The following is a 19,616-nucleotide window of genomic DNA, read 5'->3' as shown; positions in this document are numbered from 1 at the left end:
TTTAAAACTATAAACTTTTTAAAGCCGATTTAATCAGTTGTTCTACTGTTAAAGTATCTGTGCTCTTACCTATCTCCTGGTCTATAACCTTTTCGGCAGCAGCGCGGGCAAAGCCCAACATTACCAAAGCCGATAGCGCTTCGTCTTTAACCGTATTATTTGATGGCATGGATATCAGGCTATCAGGCCCTTCCTTACGCAATTTATCCTGCAGCTCGAGGATAACACGCTGAGCCGATTTTGGGCCGATACCCTTTATACGCTGTATTTGAGTAACATTACCTTTTACAATGGCAGTCTGGATCTCTTCGGGCGTTATCGATGATAGCATCATGCGACCGGTATTAGGGCCAATGCCCGAAACAGATATCAGGTGTAAAAACAGACGTTTTTCACCTTCATCGGCAAAGCCATAAAGGGTGTGTGCATCTTCCTTTACGTGCAGCCACACGTACAGGCGACAGCGCTCGGCATCAGCAAGTTTAGAGAATGTGTTTAAAGAGATGTTGATTTGATAGCCTATACCGCCTGCATCAATCACCACATAAGCCGGGCTTTTGAATACCAGCTTCCCATCAATATATGCGTACATGTTTTATTCGATATGATGTATTTTTTGTTAAAAATACTAAAACAAACGCTTATACGGTACGCTCTAAAAAAAGATTTGCCTCTGTTTAAATGAACAGAGGCAAATGACTTTAAAATTAAGATGACTAAAATTTACAGGTTGAGCAGCAAGCCTTCGGCATGGGCTTTTTGCTGTGCATCAACCACTGCAATGGTAATCATATTCACAATCTCGCGTACAGAACTGCCTAACTGGAGTACATGAACCGGCTTTTTCATACCCAGTAAGATTGGACCGACCGCCTCGGCACCGCCTACTTCCTGCAACAGTTTATAAGCAATGTTGCCCGATTCGAGGTTAGGGAAAATAAGCGTGTTTGCGGCCTTACCATTTAAGGTCGAGAACGGAAAGTTATCGCTCAGCAAAGCGGGGTTCATAGCAAAGTTAGCCTGCATTTCGCCATCAATTACCATGTCAGGATATTGCTTATGCAATACTTTCACTGCTTCACGGGTTTTATCGGGCACCTCGCCATCGTTTGAGCCAAAGTTTGAGTAAGATAGCATGGCGATACGAGGATTGATGTTAAACTGCTTCACCGAACGCTCTACCAGCACAGTGATATCAACCAAATCTTGTGTTGTTGGGTTTACATTTACTGTGGTATCAGCAAAAAACAACGGCCCCTTCTTGGTAATCATCATGTACATACCGGCTACCTTGTTTACGCCGGTTTCGGTACCGATGATTTGCAAGGCCGGTTTCACTGTGGTTACATAATTTTTGGTTAAGCCGGAGATAAGCGCGTCGGCATCGCCAAACTGCACCATGCTAGCACCATAATAGTTACGGTCGCGCATCATTTTGCGGGCCTCATACAAAGTTATACCCCTGCGCTGGCGCTTTTGGTACAGGTGCTCGGCATACTCCTCCTGCTTTTTGCAGGGCAGCAGTGTATTGATGATCTGCACATCGCCTAAATCAAGCTTATGCTCTTCAATGATTTGCTTAATTTTTTCGGTATTACCCAACAGTATAGGAATGGCAATGCCTTCGTCTTTCACAATTTGGGCAGCGCGTAAAATCTTATAATTATCGGCCTCGGCAAACACCACGCGCTTAGGATCCTGCTTGGCTTTGCCCGATAGATTACGCATCAGTTTATCATCTGCACCAATACGGGCACGTAGTTGCTCGGCGTAAGCATCCCAATCGGTTATAGGCAAACGCGCCACGCCCGATTCAACAGCAGCTTTAGCAACGGCAGATGACACCTCAGTTATGAGGCGCTGATCCATTGGTTTAGGAATAATGTAATCGCGGCCAAAGCGCAAGTTGGTGGTATTATAAGCCAGGTTAACCGCTTCCGGAACCGGCTTTTTGGTAAGCTCGGCAATGGCTTTAACCGCAGCCAGTTTCATTTCTTCGTTAATAGCTGTGGCACGCACATCCAGCGCACCGCGGAAAATGTATGGGAAACCCAGTACGTTATTTACCTGGTTTGGATAATCGCTACGGCCGGTGGCCATTATAATGTCCTGACGAGCAGCTACAGCAATGTCATAAGCTACCTCGGGTTCGGGGTTAGCCATGGCAAACACGATAGGATTTGGCGCCATGCTGCGCAGCATATCCGCATTAACCAGGTTACCTGCCGAAAGGCCAATAAACACATCAGCACCGTTCATCGCATCGGCCAGGGTGGTTATATCAGTACGGTTAGAGGCAAACTCTAAACGGATTTCGTCCAAATCGGTGCGGTTCGGTGTAATTAAACCGCCAATATCGAACATTACCAGGTTCTCTTTTTTCACACCCAGTGATAGATATATTTTGGTACACGATACGGCTGCTGCGCCAGCACCGTTAATCACCAATTTAATATCTTCCAGCTTTTTGCCCTGAATTTCGCAAGCATTCATTAAAGCAGCACCCGATATAATGGCCGTGCCATGCTGATCGTCGTGCATCACCGGGATCTTCATCTCCGCTTTAAGCCGCCGCTCAATCTCAAAGCAGGTTGGGGCCGATATGTCTTCGAGGTTTACACCACCAAAAGTTGGCTCCAAAGCCTTTACAATGTTTACAAACTCATCTACATTTTTGGTGTTCAGCTCCAGGTCAAACACATCAATATCGGCATATATTTTAAACAAAAGGCCTTTACCTTCCATTACGGGTTTACTGGCTTCGGGACCAATATCGCCCAGGCCCAACACCGCCGTACCGTTACTGATTACAGCAACCAAGTTACCCTTGGCGGTGTATTTGTACACATCATCAACGTTTTGTGCAATTTCGCGGCAGGGCTCGGCAACGCCGGGCGAGTAGGCCATTGTTAAATCGCGTTGGGAATTGGTGGGCTTAGTTGGGATTACCTGTATCTTGCCGGGACGGCCTTTAGAGTGGTAATTCAGCGCATCTTGTTTACGTTTCGTATTATTCATTCTTCTCGTATTCAGGTGGGCAAAATTACAATTCCTTTTTTAACCAAATGAAGATTAGGTTAATATTAACCAATTTGGCATAGATTACATGCTAGGAGCGATGTTTTAGCAGGATAAGCAGTGAAGTGGTAAAAATTTCTTAATGGCAAGGCATCTCCGGTATAGCGCAAAGTGCATGCGCTGATGCAAACCCGGTAGCCTACATCCAATTTAAAACTATAATAACAAAAAAGCCTTGGATAGTTTTGCTATCCAAGGCTCCAGGTTCATAGTAGGTTATTGAATATTTAGTTGGCCATACCCGCAGCACCTATGGCGTTGCCCAAGGTGGCCAGTTCTTTGCCTGTTTTAACCGATTTACCAGCCGCCAAACCTGGCGCAGAAACTTTTAGCCTTTGGCCCGGCAGCGCTTTATTGCCGCGTATATTATTCCAAATTCTTAAATCTTCTAAATCAATACCGTATTTATCGGCAATGCCACTTAGCGTTTCGCCTCTTTTTACCGTATGCAATGCAGCGGCGCTTTTATTTACAGCCACAGCTTCTGCAGGTGCATCATCAGGCAATGAAGCGTATACCGGCTGGGCACTTACGCTTAAAGACTCGCCATTAAGCGCGCTATAAAGCAAACTATATTTCTCTTTACCTAATTGCGGTATAACCATACGGCGCGGTGCTTTGGTAGTACCGTTTACAATGCGTTGTGTATAAGCCGGGTTTAACTTGGCTAACTCATTAGCGTCCAGGTTTAATATACGGGCTACGTTGTTGATCGATACAAACTTGTTTACCATAACGGTATCGGTATTCATGGTCATGTTGCAGGCCTGCGGCATAATGCCGTGCTGGTTGTAATATTTCATTACATACATGGTGGCAATGAAGGCGGGCACGTAGCCACGGGTTTCGGCCGGAAGGTATTGGCGTATAGACCAAAAATCAACCGCGTTGGCTTGTTGCATGGCGCGTTCTACACTGTTTTTACCACAGTTGTACGATGCGATAGCCAGCAGCCAATCGCCAAATTCCTGGTAGGCATCTTTTAAGTAAGCTGCAGCTGCATAGCTGGCTTGTATAGGATCGCGGCGCTCATCTACATAGTTGTTCATGTTGAGCCCGTACATTTTAGCTGTGGAGTACATGAACTGCCATGGGCCTGTAGCGCCAACACGCGAAACTGCATTAGGGTTTAATTGCGACTCCACAATCGAAAGGTATTTGATCTCGTCGGGGATACCGGCATCGCGAAAAGCCTTTTCGTAAATAGGAAAGTAATATTTGCTCAAGCCCATTACCCGCCCCATTTCGCCGCGGCGATTGGGTGAGGTGTAGTTATTAATAAAGGCTTGTACGTACTCATTATAGTCCAGTTGAACGTCTTTTTGTATAGAATCCAGACGAATTTTAAAGGCTGAATTTTCGTAAGCGTTTTGTTGTAACTGTGCTGCTACTTGAGCGGGTACGGGTGTTGTACGTTTATAGCTCTGTAAAAAACTTTGGCCTAATCCTTGCTCGTATGAAGTGTCCTGGTAGGCGGGCTGCGCCAACGCTTTATAGGACTGTAAGGCTGTAAGACAAAAAACAATCGTAAATAGTTTTCTCATTATCAGGGTACTATAAATACGGCTATTGGGTTAATTTCCGCATTTTACTAAATTATTAACTTTTACGCAAACCCCCAAAATAAGTTGCAAAATTTAACAATTCGGTTTCGTTAAAAGCTTTGGTGATGAATTGTAAGCCTAACGGCAAACCCTTGCTATTGTTTTGAACCGGTAACGAAATTGCAGGAACCCCGGCCAGTGATGCCTGTACGGTAAATATGTCTTCTAAATAAGTAACTATCGGATCAATATCTTGCCGACCTATCTTAAAAGCAGGCTCAGGCGCAGTGGGCGTCAATATAAAATCGTATTCCAGTAAAATTTCGTTAGTACGGTTCTTTATAAGCCTGCGTACTTTTTGCGCTTTGGCATAATAGGCATCGTAGTAACCGGCACTCAGTACAAATGTGCCCAGCATAATACGGCGTTTAACCTCGGTCCCGAACCCCTCCGAACGCGAACGTTTATAAGTGGTAACGAGATCGACCGCATCAGGACTGCGGTATCCATAATGCACCCCGTCATACCGTGCCAGGTTTGATGAGGCCTCGGCCATGGTTAGTATATAATAGGTTGGCACCACATAATCCAGGTACTCGAACGATACTGGCTCAACTGTGTGGCCATCGGCTTTCAGATCGTCTATTGCTTTTAATAATGCTGCCTTTACTTCAGCATCCAGACCTTCGCTGTCCAGCACTTCCTGTAAATAAGCTACTTTCTTTTTGTCGGTTGATGCCTGTAAGGTTTTGGTGTAGCTGGGCACAGCTTGTTGCGATGCAGTGCCGTCATAAGCGTCGGGCCCGGCCATTACTTCCAATAACAGCGCAGCGTCTTCAACACTTTGGGTTATAGGCCCGGGCTGATCGAAAGAAGATGCGTAGGCTATAATACCATGCCTTGATACGCGGCCATAGGTGGGTTTTAACCCAACCACACCGCAAAATGATGCAGGCTGGCGGATGGAACCTCCCGTATCGGTACCAATGGCCGCATGGCACATACCCGCTTGTACAGCCACCGCCGAACCGCCCGATGAGCCACCCGGTACGCGTGTTTCATCGGCCATGTTCTTTACGGGGCCAAAATAAGAGTTCTCGTTGGCGCCGCCCATGGCAAACTCGTCGCAATTGCAACGACCAATAATAATGGCATCTTCGGCCAACAACCGCTCAACAACGGTTGAAGAGTATATAGAAGTAAAGTTTTCTAATATTTTAGAAGAGGCGGTAACGGTGTGCCCTTTGTAGCAAATATTGTCTTTTATAGCAACAACCATACCGGCAAGCCTGCCAGTAGGTGCACCGCTTTTTAAGCGGCTATCCAACTCTTCGGCTTTTTGTAAAGCTTCATCCGCAAATACCTCGTTATAGGCATTTAAGTGTGCGTATTGCTTAATGTTAGCCAGGTATTGGTTTACCAGTTCTTTAACGGTTGTTTGTCCGCACTGCAAATCCTGCTGTATATCCGTTAAAGTGGTGTAAATTTTAGCCATAGGCCGCTAAAATAAAAAAACTTATCAGTTGATAATAAATAATTATCTACCGATAAGCTTAATTTATGAAGAATAAAGTATCGTTTATCCGATTAGGATTGCACTTTAGTTTTGTCTTCTTGCGTTTCCTTTGTGTTCGATGCATCTTTAAATTCTTTAACGCCCTGGCCTAATCCTTTCATTAGCTCAGGAATTTTGCGTCCTCCGAATAAAATTAAAATTGCAACGATAATCAGAATGATTTCTGGTGCGCCTAATCCCATGATTGATAATTTTTATATTTAAAATTCTTTTTTGATAGAGTGTTCCGGCTCAACTGTAACCGTTTCGGTATTGGCAGCAGGAACCGTGTTTTGTGTCTCGGTCTCGGCCTCAATAACAGAAGTACGCACTACAGGCTCAGACGGTTTTTCATCAAAGCTATTTATTTGATTATGTATCTCCCGTTTCACCCCTTCCGACGCATCTTTAAAGTCGCGTATACCTTTGCCTAAACCCCGTGCCAGTTCAGGAAGCTTGTTACCACCAAAAAGCAATAAGGCTACAAACAGAATTAATATTAGCTCCGGTGTGCCAATGTTCAAAAACAAAAAAACCGAACTGAACATGAGTAATTTATTTAAAGGTACAAATATATACAATTATAACTGTACAATGTTTCACTTATTGTGATGCCAACCAAGATTTTGGATTAACCGGCGTACTGCCATTATACAACTCAAAGTGAACTGTGGTTTCGCCGGTAGCAGCATCAGTTGCAGCTGCACCGATAGTTTGGCGTGTACTTACCTTTTGACCCGCACTTACACTAACCGACTTTAAGTTAGCGTAGCCCGTAAAATAAGAACCATGCTGTATAACCACCAGGTACGTACCGCTAATATCGTTTACGGCAGCTACGGTACCTTCAAACACCACACGTACAGGCGCACCGCCCGACGTACGGATATCAACACCGCGGTTGTCATTCCTAATGCCTTCTGGCGTGGTGTAAATACCAAAGCCCTGAATAATTTGCCCTACACCTACCGGCCACGGCAAACGGCCTCGGTTACCTAAAAAGTCGTTTGAGAGTTTGGCGGCAGCTGGCGTAGCCGACAGTACTTCTGAGTCGGTTTTACGGGTAATAGGTTTAGGCTTAGCGGCAACGGCAATTTCAGCAGCCGATTTATTGTCGGCCCGGGCTTTATCGGCAGCTAAAGCGGCACGACGGGCAGCCTCGGCGCGCGCTTCCTCTTCAGCTCGGCGGCGAGCCTCAGCAATCTCACGGCGTATGGCGGCCGAAATTTGCTGATCTACCTTGCGGCGTTGCGCCAGTACAGCTCTTTGTTGTTTTTTAAGCTGCCCCTCCTGTTTAGAAAGATCGGCTACTACGGCTACCTGGTTATTGCGCTCCTTACCTAAGGTTTCCTTCTCTTTTTCCTGTTCTTGCAGCAAACTGCTTTTTTGGTTCTTGGTACGGTCCAGCTCGTTTATTTTGACGTGAAGATCCTTTTGGGTGCCTTGTATAGATTGAGCCTGACGCTCGCGGTAAGTACCAAATTGTTGCAGGTATTTGAGACGCTTATAAGCCTGATTAAAATCCTTGGATGCAAAAACGAACATTAACTTGTTGTAGGCGCTCTGGTTATGATAAGCAAACACAATCATGGCTGCATATTCCTTCTTTAGCTGATTTAGCTGTTGTTGCAGGGTTTGAACGGTATTGCTGTTCTCGCTAATCTCGTTGTTAAGCAACCTGATCTCCGAGTTAACATTCCTGATCTTTTCTTCGCGAAGGCCTATTTGTGCTTTTAGGATGTTAAGTTGCTTGATGGTCGATTTTTTATTGCTTAAGGTAGCGCGATACTCGCGGTTCAAATCTTCCAACTCATTATTTAACTCGGCCCGGCGGCGTTTCAGTTCGGCACTGCTTTGGGCGTGCGCATCAAAAATGCAGAAGGCAAGAATTACAAACAGTACAAGCTTTATAAATTTCATTAATCCAAAAGTACCTATTTTAATTGGCAGGTTCAAATCCATCCGGTATGCTGAACGGGTATTCTAAAGGCTGGTTAAACTCGGTGCGGTTGTACTGCAGCGAGGCTTCAATGCTTTTATCACGCACGTTAGACAGAATGTTAATCTGCGATGGAATGATCTTATTATCGGCCTGGATAAACTGGCTATTGGTTACCTGCAGCGATTGGCGTGCAGGTGCATTGGCAAAACTGGTTTGCGTAACCTTCGAGTCAATCCCTACCAGCAACCGGTAAGCAATCTCATTTAAATTACCGGTTATAGTTATACCACCGCCCGGTGCACTTTCAATTTTTCCGTTCTCGCTTAGCAATTCGTTTATTGCATTGCCAACCAGCAACGATTCAACTGTTTGGTAATTTACCTGCCGACTGGCGTAGTTGTTTATGTAGCTGAAAGGCTTTTTCAGATATACGCGCTGCAGGCGGTTTACAACCACTATACTATCAGGCGTGATTTGCGCACGGGCAACTTCTATACCTAACAGAGCTGTTATAGAAACCCATATCTTTTTACCGTGTTGTATACGGATATTCAGGGTAACATCATTGCTTTTACCGTCAATAGTAAGCTTAGTTTTGGCCCTGCCCGAAAACGTATTAAAAACAGTTTGCTTAGAACGAATAGCCTCTAAACGTGCCAGCATAGGGTTTACAGCTTTCGCGGTTACGGTTGAATCGGCTTTACGAACTACCAGTTGCTTCTTTGCCTTGCATCCAAACAGTGCTGCCAGGCATAATGTCAACAGCAGCTTATTCAACATATTTCTTCTCATTTATCTTACGATCTAAAACTGACGATTGCCCGCCATACTCCTTTGCTTTTTTCCAGTTTTGTACCGCAGCTTCGGTATTGCCCAGGTAAAACATAATATCGCCGTAATGCTCGGTTTGTACGGCATTACCGTCTTTACTATGCGTTAACGCTTTTTCTATCCATTGGCGTGCGTCTGCATACTTTTTTTGCCTAAACAAAATCCAGGCATACGTATCTTCAAACGATGCTGTATTAGGTTGCAGATCAATACTATGTTTCGACATTTGGGCAGCCTTTTCGAGCTGCTCACCACGTATAGACAGATAATAGGCGTAGTTGTTTAATGCATAGGCGTTATCCGGATTATAAGTTAATGCTTTATCGTAAGCAGCGTCAGATTTTGTATTATCCTTCAGTTCGTGATAACAATCGCCCAATGCGGCATAACTTTGCGCCGAAAGGTCTTTATCATCCAGTTCAAGCGCTATGGTATATTTTAAATAACCTAATGCCTTGGCCGGTTGCTTTTTTTGCAAGTACGCTATAGCTACCAGGTAGTTCATCCACGCCTGATTAGGAAATAACGACAAGGCATTGTCTCCATCTTTAATGGCTTCATCTATCGCATTTTCGCCGAGCTCCAGTCGTACTAGCTGCTCATGCACCATATAGATCTCCGAGTTCAGTTCTACCGATTTTTTATAAGCGGCTTTAGCTTCCTTCAGCTTATTGTTTTGCGCCAGCATATCGCCATAAATGGCCTGCGCTTTGGCATCATTAGGATGAACGTTGGTGGCAATACGACTTAGCTCCAATGCACTGGCTTTAGCGTTAGCATCCGGAAACTTGGGCGTATAACCGAGTATAATGCGTATCTTTTGGTCTATATCCAGACCCGGCGCTTCAAAAGCCAATTGCAGTTGTTTGTAACTGGCCTCAATTTCTTTTTTGTTGCGGTAAGCATCGGCCAGGGCCAGGTGCAGCATGCCGTTGTTAGGCAATACCTTTTCGCCGCGTTGCAATACTTTAACGGCCTTATCAGTAAGGTGGTTAGAATTATAAATTTCGCCCAGCAGCAGGTAATACCTCACCTGGTCGGGATTTGAGGCAATCAGTTGCTCCAACTCCGCCGCGGCTTTTTCTACGTTATTTTGTTTCAGATATACCTTTTGCCGGTTAATTACTAGGTCATCGGTTAAACCGGTTAGCTGCTCCAGCTTGGCATATACGGCCAGGGCCTCGTCATACCGCTTTTCCAGGAAAAGGGCATTGGCTTTGTCATAGTAATAATCGGTTTTATCGGGGTTAAGACGCAGTAACTCGTCAAAAACATGCTCCAGCTTGGGCATGCTGCTGGTTTTCTCGTAACTATCGGCCAGGGCTACCCAATACCATTCATTATTGGGTTTCAGGGTTACGGCTTTTTCAAGTAGTTGCTGTACATCAGCATGCTTGTTTTCCATACTGCGCAAGCCCGACAACTGGTACATAGCTGCATCATTATTGGCATCAACCTGCAACACACGTGCAAAAAGCTCGGCAGCGCCTTTAAGATCTTCTATCGTTTTTTTGCGCAGGGCCTCATAATAAATTTGCTGCACAGCCATGCTGTCAACGGATGTTACCGGCTTACGGGAACTCAAGTTTGTGCCATTGGTTTGTGCAACCGCCATAGCCGGAATGAGTAATAAGCCTATACCAAAGTACCCGATTTTCATATACTTATTTATACTACGCCTGTATGCCCATAACCGCCAGCACCGCGCGATGTTTCACTCAACACTTCAACTTGTTGCCACTCCACTTTTTCATGCTTGGCTACTACCATTTGTGCAATACGGTCGCCGGTGTTGATCTCAAAATCATTATCCGAAAAATTAATGAGCAACACTTTTATCTCGCCGCGGTAATCGGCATCAACCGTACCCGGAGAATTTACAATGCCAATACCATGCTTAAACGCTAAACCACTACGTGGGCGTATTTGTGCTTCAAAACTTTCTGGCAGTTCAATGTGCAGGCCGGTTGGAATTAGTTTACGTTCCATGGGTTTTAGAACCACAGTGTCTTCTATATCGGCGCGCAGATCCATACCGGCAGCATGCAAGGTTTCATAAGCCGGCAGGTCATTTTTAGAGTTATTGATGATTTTGATGGTCATTACTATCTTTTTAGTATGGCCAGTATTCTTTTCCGCTCAGCCATAAAGGCAGCCCCTGCAAATAACACAAGCAGGGCATTACCTACCACTAAACTGCGATGAAAAACACTGAATGATAAAAATACGATTATGATTGAACTTATAATATAGGTTAAGTTTTTTTTGACGTTGTATGGTATGGGATAGTTTTTTTGCCCCCATAAGTAGGACAGCACCATCATAACCGTGTAAGCAATTAAAGAGGCCCAGGCAGACGCCATGTAACTGTACGCCGGGATAAAAACAACGTTGAGTACAACAGTAACTAAAGCGCCTACACCAGATATATATAAGCCATACTTGGTTTGGTCTGACAGCTTATACCAAATGGACAAATTCATGTATATACCTAAACTTACATACCCGAAAAGCAGCAATGGCACTACATTAAGACCCGACCAGTATGATTTGCCTATAAAATACTTAAGCAATTCTATATTAGCCATTAAACCCACAAAAATTACCGACACGGCAATCACAAAGTAATTCATGATTTGCGCATATGTATTTGCAGCATTCTCTTTTTTTGCCTGGCTGAAAAAGAATGGTTCTGCGCCCAGCCTGAACGCCTGTACAAACAAGTTTAAAAAGATGGCGATTTTGGCACAGGCATTATAAATACCCAATTGTGTACTGCTGATATTCTCCGGCAAAAGCTTCCCTATCAATATCTTATCGAGATTTTCATTAATAATAAAGGAGAAGTTGGCAATGAGCACCGGCCAGCTATAGCGCAGCATGTCTTTAAACATGGGCGCATCAAAATTAGGTTTCAGTTTTAGCAGTTCAGGCAACAGCATTACAAAGGTGAGCAAACTGGCTACTACATTAGATAGGAATACATACCCCAGCCAACCCGGCCTAAACCAAGACTGAATCCATACCGCCCCTGGTAATTGGTGGTTTACTACATAAGGCAGCACCAGTATAAAAATAAGGTTAAGCCCAATAAATGTAAATATGTTCACCAGCTTTAACAAGCCGTATCGCCCCGGCCGCCCATCTGCACGTAGCTTGGCAAAAGGGATAACACACCAGGCGTCAATAACCAGAATGGCAATAAAAAAGCGGGTGTAATTATCATAATCAGCAACTGATGTTTGGGAATCTACCCTGATCCAATTGGTTATAGCGCTCACAAAAGGCAGCGTAGTAAACAAAAAAAGCAAGGTGATAATGAATATGGCAGCAAAGGAGTTGTTGTAAACCTGCTGCTTATCGTCGGCTCTTTTATTAAGGTACCTAAAGTAGGTGGTTTCCATACCAAAAGACAGCAAGGCATTGAGCATAGATGCCCAGCTGAACATGTTTCCGAAAATACCATACACGCGCGGTGGGTACGCCCGGGTGTATAACGAGGTGAGGAAGAAATTTAACGTTCGGCCTGCAACGGTTGTTAACCCATATACAGCAGTTTGACCGGCAAATTTTTTAGCAGTAGACAAATTGTTTGAATTTAGCGTCCGTAGATGATGGTTGACAACTCATAGTATGCGAAAGTCCTTAAACCGTCGTAAACTGTGAATTACAAACTAAGACCTTATTTTCATCTTTTAACTACTTCAAAGTTACGATAGTTTTTGATTTCGCCTTCCTCACTGTTTACCGATGTTACGCGTGCCCGTTCGGGTCCTTCATTGCACCATTCTAAAAACATTTCGAGCATAGCGGGCTCGGCCTCTGCTTCGATGTATACATCGCCATTGGCTTCGTTACGGGCAATACCACGTACGCCTAACTGATCAGCCACGGCCTTGGTTGAGGCACGAAAAAAAACGCCCTGTACTTTGCCTTGCACGGTTATATTTAAATGCTTTATCATACAGCCTTATAAATTAACTGCAATAATACGGCTTATGACACAATGGGAAGTGATTAAAGTAAACGTTTTACCTGCGTTTCGGGTGTAATTTTCAACCCATCTAACCCGGTTAATAAGTTCAACCCTGGTGTTTTACCGGGCTCTAATGTACCATACTCATCATCGATTCCTAAAAAGCGGGCCCCATTTATAGTGCCCCACTCCAGCAATTTAGCAATAGTTAGTGATGGAAAAGCGCCTTGCAGAGTGCGCATCTCGCTTAAAATACACAGTTTATCGTTGGATGCCAGGCTATCGGTACCTAAGGTAAGATTAAAACCTTCGTCTAAAAACAGTTCAACTTTAGGGAGGCGGCCTTCAATGTACAAGTTAGCATTGGGGCAAAAGCACCAGTTTATTTTACGGTCAAACCGTTTTACAAAATAAATATCTTTTAAGTTGGTACAGGTGTTATGTACCATTAAAATCTCGCTTCGGCTGCTCAGCAGGGGCACTATTGATTGAAGGGAATTACGGGCCTGAGGTTTGAAATAGCTGATATCCATTCCAAATGACTCATAAAGGTCAATAAACTTTCCGTTTTTGTAACGGTAAAATTTATTCTCATCCTCGCACTCCTGGTTATGCATGCTCAGAAGATTATCGTAATTATCGCTATAGGCCTTAATTAGCCTAAAAAGTTCTTTAGATACCGAGTAAGGTGCATGGGGAGTAATGGATGTAGCCATTGGCTTGAACTGCTTTTGCAGCTCGAGCGCATTTTGAAAGGCAATTTCTGCCCGTTCGGGCAAAAAGCTAAACATCTCAATAAACGTATGGTAATATAATTTACTGCCCTGTTTAGCAGCTAAACTGTTGGCACTGTTGGAGATATCACCAACAGCTACAATGCCATTGTCAAACATCTGCTGATCGGCCGCTGCTGCTGCTTTCGCTATAGCATCGTCATCAGCAACGCGCAGCTTTTGCACGTCCTTAATAAACTCTACAAGGCCTGTACCTTTTTGAGTTTGGCCCTGTAAGTGAGATAGTTCCACATGGCAGTGGGTATTCACAAACCCAGGGCAAAGTATACCGTTCAACTGCTCAACCTCAACTCCGGGTTGTGCGAAAGTACTTACTGAAATGATCTTACCTTCATCGTCAACGGTTACAATTCCATTTTTTATCGGATCGGCTATTATTGAAAAAACGTAATCGGCTCTAAAACTTTTCATTTAATGAAATTTATCTTTCAAACTCCCCACCTATCCAGAACATTATTTAAATGTAGCAACATAACTGTGTACTACAATTAACTTTTAGTTGTTGTTTTTTAATTTTACAATTCTAAAACGAAGCTTTAAAAGCCGCCCAACTATTTTATTTATCTTTGTATTGTGAACGCAAACAATAGTAAGATTGATATCCGCAGCCTAAGTTTAGAAGCTCTGCAACAACACTTTATAAGCATGGGCGAAAAGGCCTTTCGTGCTAAGCAGGTGTATGAGTGGCTTTGGAAAAAATCATGTTTTTCATTTGAGGACATGAGTAATATTTCAAAAGAACTACGCCAGAAACTGGAGGCGCAATTTACTATTAATAATGTGATTATTAACAACTCACAGTTTAGCGCGGATAAAACTATAAAAAATTCCTTTAAGTTGTATGATACACACTTAATTGAGGGTGTGTTGATTCCAACTACAGACAGAATGACGGCCTGTGTGTCATCACAAGTTGGTTGCAGCCTCACTTGTAAGTTTTGTGCTACCGGCTATATGGACCGTAAGCGCAACCTTAACCCGGATGAAATTTATGATCAGGTTGTTTTATTAAGCCAGCAGGCACAGCAAAATTACGGCATACCGCTTACCAATATTGTTTACATGGGCATGGGTGAGCCTTTACTTAATTATGCCAACGTACTAAAATCTATTGAACGCATTACCGCCGAAGATGGACTCAATATGGCTGCTAAACGCATTACGGTATCAACCGCTGGTATTGCCAAGATGATTAAAAAGCTTGGTGACGATCAGGTGAAGTTTAACCTGGCATTATCCTTACACGCTGCTAATGACGAAAAGCGCAACCAAATTATGCCCATTAATGAGCAAAACTCACTAAAAGCGTTGGCCGAGGCTTTAAAATATTACTACAACAAAACTAAAAACTCGGTTACTTACGAGTATATTGTATTTAACAACTTTAATGATGAATTGCAGGACGCCATGGAACTGGCCCGTTTTTGCAAGCACCTCCCCTGCAAGGTAAATATCATTGAATACAATCCAATCTCATTTGCCGACTTTGTAAATGCTGGTGAAGACAAAATTGATGCCTTTGCCGCTTATTTGCGTAAACAAGGCATTATTACCAACGTGCGCCGTAGCCGCGGTAAGGACATTGACGCCGCATGCGGTCAGTTAGCGGTAAAAGATGGCGATAAAGTAAAGAGTGAACAATCGGCAGAAAAAACGCTGGTTGTTTAAAGCTGCAATCACCTATTGTGCACTGATAGTTTGCTTTTTTAGTACTGCATCTTTATTCTTGGTTACTGAAGCTTAAACAAAAGTGAATCTGCGCAACACCTATCTCGGTAATTTTTTAAACCTGCTTTTCCCGAGGTTGTGCCAGGCCTGTCGGGCCAGTTTGCTGGGTACCGAAGATCTTCTTTGCACACACTGCCTTTATGATTTGCCTTATACCAACTTTGCCAGCCAACCGGGCAATATTGTAGCGCAACAATTTTGGGGCAAGGTTAATGTACAATTTGCCTACGCCCTGCTTTATTTTGAAAAAGGAGGCAAAGTACAGCACTTAATACACCAGTTTAAGTATAAAGACATGCCCGCCATTGGCAATAAGCTGGGCAATATAGCAGGCGAACAATTAATTGTCAATCCATCACTCGGCACAGTTGATTATATTATCCCCGTGCCGTTACATAAGAACCGCTTGCGCGAACGTGGTTACAATCAAAGCGCCCGCTTTGCACAAGGATTAGCCGATAAGCTTTCAGCGCCTGCATTGGAAAACAATTTGGTGCGACTGGTTAAAACTTCTACCCAAACGCGTAAATCGCGTTTTGAAAGGCACGAAAATATGAAACAGGTTTTTGCTGTATTGAAACCAGAACAGCTTGCCGGCAAACATATTTTACTGGTTGATGATATTGTAACCACCGGCTCCACGCTGGAAGCCTGCGCGCAAGAATTATTAAAAGTGCAGGGGCTCACCTTAAGTATTGCCACCATTGCCTACGCGGTGTAAGTTTGAATTATAGATGGTCTATTTCAGATTATCTAACCTGAATATAGGAATTAAACAGATGTTTTTTATCACATCACACACCTTAAGAGCGCTTTTTTGGCGAGGAATAAGCAATCAAAAATCCAACATCAGAAATCTGAAATATTTTTGAAACTTTCTGAGAAACAACTCCGTACAAGTACATGGAGCGTTTGATCATAATTAATGGCAGGAGTTCGTTGTAAAAAGCGGCTCCTGTTTTTTGTTATCATATAACCACAAAAAAAGCCGGCAAAACCGGCTTACATGCTTTCAAGATTCTTTTACTGCTGCTGGTAGCGGCTCAGCTTATCGTACAAATTTTTCGGATCGAACGGCTTCAGAATAAAATCATTCATACCCACCTCTTCAATCTGATTTAGCTGATTGCTTAACATAGACGCTGTTAAAGCTATAATAGGCACATTTTTAAAGTACTCATCGTCCTTACCGCGCAAAGCCTGTGTAGCTTCCAGGCCGCCCATTTCGGGCATATGAATATCCATCAAAATAACATCATAATTGCGGTTGGCAACTGTTTTTTGCACAGCTTCTAAGCCATTTTCGGCAAAATCGGCTTGTATACCCCACTTTTTGAGCACCTTATTAATTAACAGACGGTTAATTTGATTATCATCGGCCACCAGTACATTTATTTTTAAGCCAATCTCGGCTGCATTATCATTTGCCATGGTGTAATTTTCCACTTTTTTGAAGGTAATAGTAAACCAAAAAGTTGAACCCTGCCCCAGCACGCTGTCGACGTTAATACGCGAATCGTGCAGTTCGATCAAGCTTTTTGTTATAGCCAGCCCTAAACCTGTACCACCATACTTACGGGTAGTATCGGTAGAAGCCTGTTTAAATGACTCAAATATAGTATTAGTTTTGTTAGCAGGAATGCCTATGCCGGTATCAGTTACGGCGAAACGTATGCGTACCTCCTGCGAGGTTTGCTCTAACACTTTCAAGTCGATAGTGACACCGCCTTTTTCGGTAAACTTAACCGCATTACTTGCCAGGTTAAGCAGTATTTGAACCAAACGGGTACGATCGGCAAGTATGCGTTGCGGCACCTCGCTGTCTACGCTTTCTTTAAAATAAATTTCTGTAGCATTAAGCTTATACTGCATAGAGCTTACCACGCTATGCACCAGCTCACGTAAATCTACCGGCGTTTTTTCGAGCTCTATATTGCCGGTTTCAATTTTGGCAAAGTCGAGCACATCGTTAATCAACGTCATCAAGTTCTCTGCCGAGAATTTCAGAATATGTAAATTCTCTTTTTGTGACTCTGTCGGGTTATCTTCTGACAATAGGTGCGACATACCTATCACGGCGTTCAACGGCGTACGTATCTCATGGCTCATTACCGATATAAACATATCCTTAGCCTTGCTTAGCTGCAGTGCTTCTTCTTTGGCCGCAATCAGCTCCAGCTCGGCTTTTTTCTTGGATGTTATATCAATAATTACTTCAATAAACTTTTTAACCTTACCCGTTTCATCTAAAATAACCGAATTAATTACAGATATCCACAATGGCTGCCCGTCCTTTCGGTACACCAGCAAATCCACTTCAAACGACTGCTTGTTTTTTGAAAGCTCCCGTGATTTCTCAATGATACTACAGTCAGTAAGTTCTCCCTTCAATACATCGCCTAGATGGGTGCCTTTTACAACGTCCAGGTCGTACCCTGTAATTTTCTCGAAGGCATCATTTACCCATTCTACGTTGCCTTCGCTATCATTAATTACTATGCCGCTCACCGTGTTACTGGCCACTAATGAGAGTAGCGTTAATTCTTCTTCGTTTTTCTTACGGTCGTTGATATCCACACATACAGTAACCTGTCTTTCTAATTGTCCGCTCTCGTTAAAGAAAGGACTGTTAGACAAGAATACCCAGTGTGGGGTACCATCTTTTTTGTAGATTAGGATCTCTATTTCGTAAGGTGTGTTGTGGGCATAAGCTTCTTTGGCTTTTTCGAACACATTAAGGTCGGTATGTTCACCAACCAGCATATTGCCAAACATCCTGCCTTTCATCTCTTGCAGGGTGTAACCTAAAGCCTCTTCCAGCGCCTCATTCATCCAAATCACCCGGCCTTCGCGGTCGCGGATGAGAACACCGCTTGGCGATTTGGCTGATGCAAATGATAAAACTTCGAGGTCCTGCTCGGCCGTTTTACGTGCAGAGATATCAAGAAGGATTTTAATGTACTTTTCAACCTTGCCTTCGCTATTCAATATAGGCGAATTTGTTACCGATACCCACATAAAGTGGCCATCCTTATGCTGAATTTTAATCTCGATTTCGAAAGCTTTTTTAGACTGCAGCAGTTCGTTTAACCGGGTACTGATAGCATGATCGGTATAATCACCTTTAAACACTTCGCCCATCTGCTTATTCATCAAATCGGCCAGGTTATATCCGGTAATGCTTTCAAAAGCTTCGTTGGTCCATATCACCTTGTTATCGGCGTTGGTAATAGCGACGCCGTTGCTCACCTTACTGGCAACCAGCGAAAGCTGTTCAATTTGGGCCTGGGTCTTTTTCTGGGCTGTTATATCGCGTCCACTAGCATACCATTTACCGTCGCGGTTTATGGCTGTCCAGCTTATGCACTTTTCTTCCTGACTTTTAGCAAGTACACAGGTTTCAAGCTCGAATGCTTTTTTAGTACGCAAACCCGACTCAATTAACTGTGCAAACTGATTACGGTCATGATCAACTACAAACTCCCATAATGAGCGGCCTATCAGTTGCTCGGGTTTGTAACCCAGCACATTTTCAACAGCATTGTTAATCAGTTCAATCTTCGAAGTTTCATCAGCGATGTAATGTATTTCAGATGAACTGTTAAACAGCGTAAAAAAATCTTTATGCCGCTCCAGGTTTTGTTCCAGCTCCTTTTTTTGCCTGCGAAGCGAAAGGTGTGAGATGACCTCGCCGGCCAGGGTTTGCAGGGCGTCGCGTTGCTCTGGGCTTAATGTTTTCGGCTGATTATCAAAAACACAAAGTGATCCCAAACGGTAACCGTCGGGATCAACCAATGGTGCACTTGCATAAAAACGTATGCCCATGCCGCCTTTCACGAAGTCACTTTCTGCAAAAATTTCATGCTTGCTGGCGTCGTTAACCTCTACCAGCACATCATCCATAATGGTATAACGGCAAAAGGCGTCGGCCCGCGGTATTTCATCAACCGGCAAACCTATTTTTGATTTAAACCACTGCCTATTTCCATCAATAAAGGTAATAAAGGCTAAAGGCGCCTGGCAAATGTATGAAGCCAAACGGGTGAGCGCATCATACTCCTCTTCCGGAAACGAATCCAGAATATCGTAAGAATGAAGCGCTTTTAAACGTTCATCTTCATTGGCAGGAACAGACGACCGGTCAATTACCATGTATTACTTTAATGAT

Annotated in this window: 16 protein-coding genes; 2 read left to right on the top strand and 14 right to left on the bottom strand. The window is 43.6% G+C overall.

Annotation, left to right across the window (positions count from 1 at the left end; translation table 11 throughout):
- Nucleotides 1–7 precede the first annotated feature (7 nt).
- From ruvA to ABDD95_RS03560, 13 genes are all read right to left on the bottom strand, one after another.
- Nucleotides 8–592: a Holliday junction branch migration protein RuvA gene (gene ruvA / locus ABDD95_RS03620; RefSeq protein ID WP_345950537.1), complete on the bottom strand. Its 585-nt coding sequence runs from the start codon at nucleotides 590–592 to the stop codon at nucleotides 8–10.
- Nucleotides 593–723: 131 nt separating this feature from the next.
- Nucleotides 724–3,018, bottom strand: coding sequence for an NADP-dependent malic enzyme (locus tag ABDD95_RS03615; protein WP_345950536.1), 2,295 nt, complete (start codon nucleotides 3,016–3,018; stop codon nucleotides 724–726).
- A gap of 287 nt (nucleotides 3,019–3,305) precedes the next feature.
- Nucleotides 3,306–4,622 carry a transglycosylase SLT domain-containing protein gene (locus ABDD95_RS03610; RefSeq protein ID WP_345950535.1) on the bottom strand — a complete coding sequence of 439 codons (1,317 nt, stop codon included), beginning with the start codon at nucleotides 4,620–4,622 and terminating at the stop codon, nucleotides 3,306–3,308.
- A 55-nt stretch (nucleotides 4,623–4,677) separates the two neighbouring features.
- Complete coding sequence (gene gatA / locus ABDD95_RS03605; protein ID WP_345950534.1) at nucleotides 4,678–6,117, bottom strand: Asp-tRNA(Asn)/Glu-tRNA(Gln) amidotransferase subunit GatA; 1,440 nt, start codon at nucleotides 6,115–6,117, stop codon at nucleotides 4,678–4,680.
- A 92-nt stretch (nucleotides 6,118–6,209) separates the two neighbouring features.
- Nucleotides 6,210–6,380: a twin-arginine translocase TatA/TatE family subunit gene (tatA, locus tag ABDD95_RS03600; RefSeq protein WP_345950533.1), complete on the bottom strand. Its 171-nt coding sequence runs from the start codon at nucleotides 6,378–6,380 to the stop codon at nucleotides 6,210–6,212.
- A gap of 18 nt (nucleotides 6,381–6,398) precedes the next feature.
- Nucleotides 6,399–6,725 (bottom strand): twin-arginine translocase TatA/TatE family subunit, encoded by a 327-nt coding sequence (gene tatA, locus ABDD95_RS03595; RefSeq protein ID WP_345950532.1) that lies wholly within the window; start codon nucleotides 6,723–6,725, stop codon nucleotides 6,399–6,401.
- 55 nt (nucleotides 6,726–6,780) lie between these two features.
- A complete protein-coding gene (locus ABDD95_RS03590) occupies nucleotides 6,781–8,097 on the bottom strand; it encodes a peptidoglycan DD-metalloendopeptidase family protein (RefSeq protein ID WP_345950531.1) in 1,317 nt (438 codons plus the stop codon).
- A gap of 19 nt (nucleotides 8,098–8,116) precedes the next feature.
- A complete protein-coding gene (locus tag ABDD95_RS03585; RefSeq protein ID WP_345950530.1) occupies nucleotides 8,117–8,911 on the bottom strand; it encodes a DUF4292 domain-containing protein in 795 nt (264 codons plus the stop codon).
- The gene (locus tag ABDD95_RS03580; RefSeq protein ID WP_345950529.1) at nucleotides 8,889–10,610 is read right to left on the bottom strand and encodes a tetratricopeptide repeat protein; all 1,722 of its coding nucleotides are present in this window, start codon (nucleotides 10,608–10,610) and stop codon (nucleotides 8,889–8,891) included. Before ABDD95_RS03580 ends, ABDD95_RS03585 begins: the two co-directional genes overlap by 23 nt.
- A gap of 8 nt (nucleotides 10,611–10,618) precedes the next feature.
- Nucleotides 10,619–11,053 (bottom strand): dUTP diphosphatase, encoded by a 435-nt coding sequence (dut, locus tag ABDD95_RS03575; RefSeq protein ID WP_345950528.1) that lies wholly within the window; start codon nucleotides 11,051–11,053, stop codon nucleotides 10,619–10,621.
- Between the two features lie 2 nt (nucleotides 11,054–11,055).
- Complete coding sequence (locus ABDD95_RS03570; RefSeq protein ID WP_345950527.1) at nucleotides 11,056–12,537, bottom strand: polysaccharide biosynthesis C-terminal domain-containing protein; 1,482 nt, start codon at nucleotides 12,535–12,537, stop codon at nucleotides 11,056–11,058.
- A 101-nt stretch (nucleotides 12,538–12,638) separates the two neighbouring features.
- Nucleotides 12,639–12,911, bottom strand: coding sequence for an acylphosphatase (locus ABDD95_RS03565; RefSeq protein WP_345952091.1), 273 nt, complete (start codon nucleotides 12,909–12,911; stop codon nucleotides 12,639–12,641).
- A gap of 56 nt (nucleotides 12,912–12,967) precedes the next feature.
- Nucleotides 12,968–14,131, bottom strand: coding sequence for an amidohydrolase family protein (locus ABDD95_RS03560; RefSeq protein WP_345950526.1), 1,164 nt, complete (start codon nucleotides 14,129–14,131; stop codon nucleotides 12,968–12,970).
- Between the two features lie 162 nt (nucleotides 14,132–14,293).
- Here ABDD95_RS03560 and rlmN point away from each other — a divergent pair, with 162 nt between their 5' ends.
- Nucleotides 14,294–15,388: a 23S rRNA (adenine(2503)-C(2))-methyltransferase RlmN gene (gene rlmN / locus ABDD95_RS03555; RefSeq protein ID WP_345950525.1), complete on the top strand. Its 1,095-nt coding sequence runs from the start codon at nucleotides 14,294–14,296 to the stop codon at nucleotides 15,386–15,388.
- A gap of 82 nt (nucleotides 15,389–15,470) precedes the next feature.
- Nucleotides 15,471–16,169, top strand: coding sequence for a phosphoribosyltransferase family protein (locus ABDD95_RS03550; RefSeq protein WP_345950524.1), 699 nt, complete (start codon nucleotides 15,471–15,473; stop codon nucleotides 16,167–16,169).
- A gap of 302 nt (nucleotides 16,170–16,471) precedes the next feature.
- Here ABDD95_RS03550 and ABDD95_RS03545 read toward each other — a convergent pair whose 3' ends face one another.
- Entirely contained in the window at nucleotides 16,472–19,600 is a 3,129-nt protein-coding gene (locus tag ABDD95_RS03545) for a PAS domain-containing protein (protein ID WP_345950523.1), read from the bottom strand.
- Nucleotides 19,601–19,616 lie beyond the last annotated feature (16 nt).

This window comes from Mucilaginibacter sp. PAMB04274 (assembly GCF_039634385.2).
Lineage (GTDB): Bacteria > Bacteroidota > Bacteroidia > Sphingobacteriales > Sphingobacteriaceae > Mucilaginibacter.
This window is presented reverse-complemented; position numbering and strand designations above follow the sequence as displayed.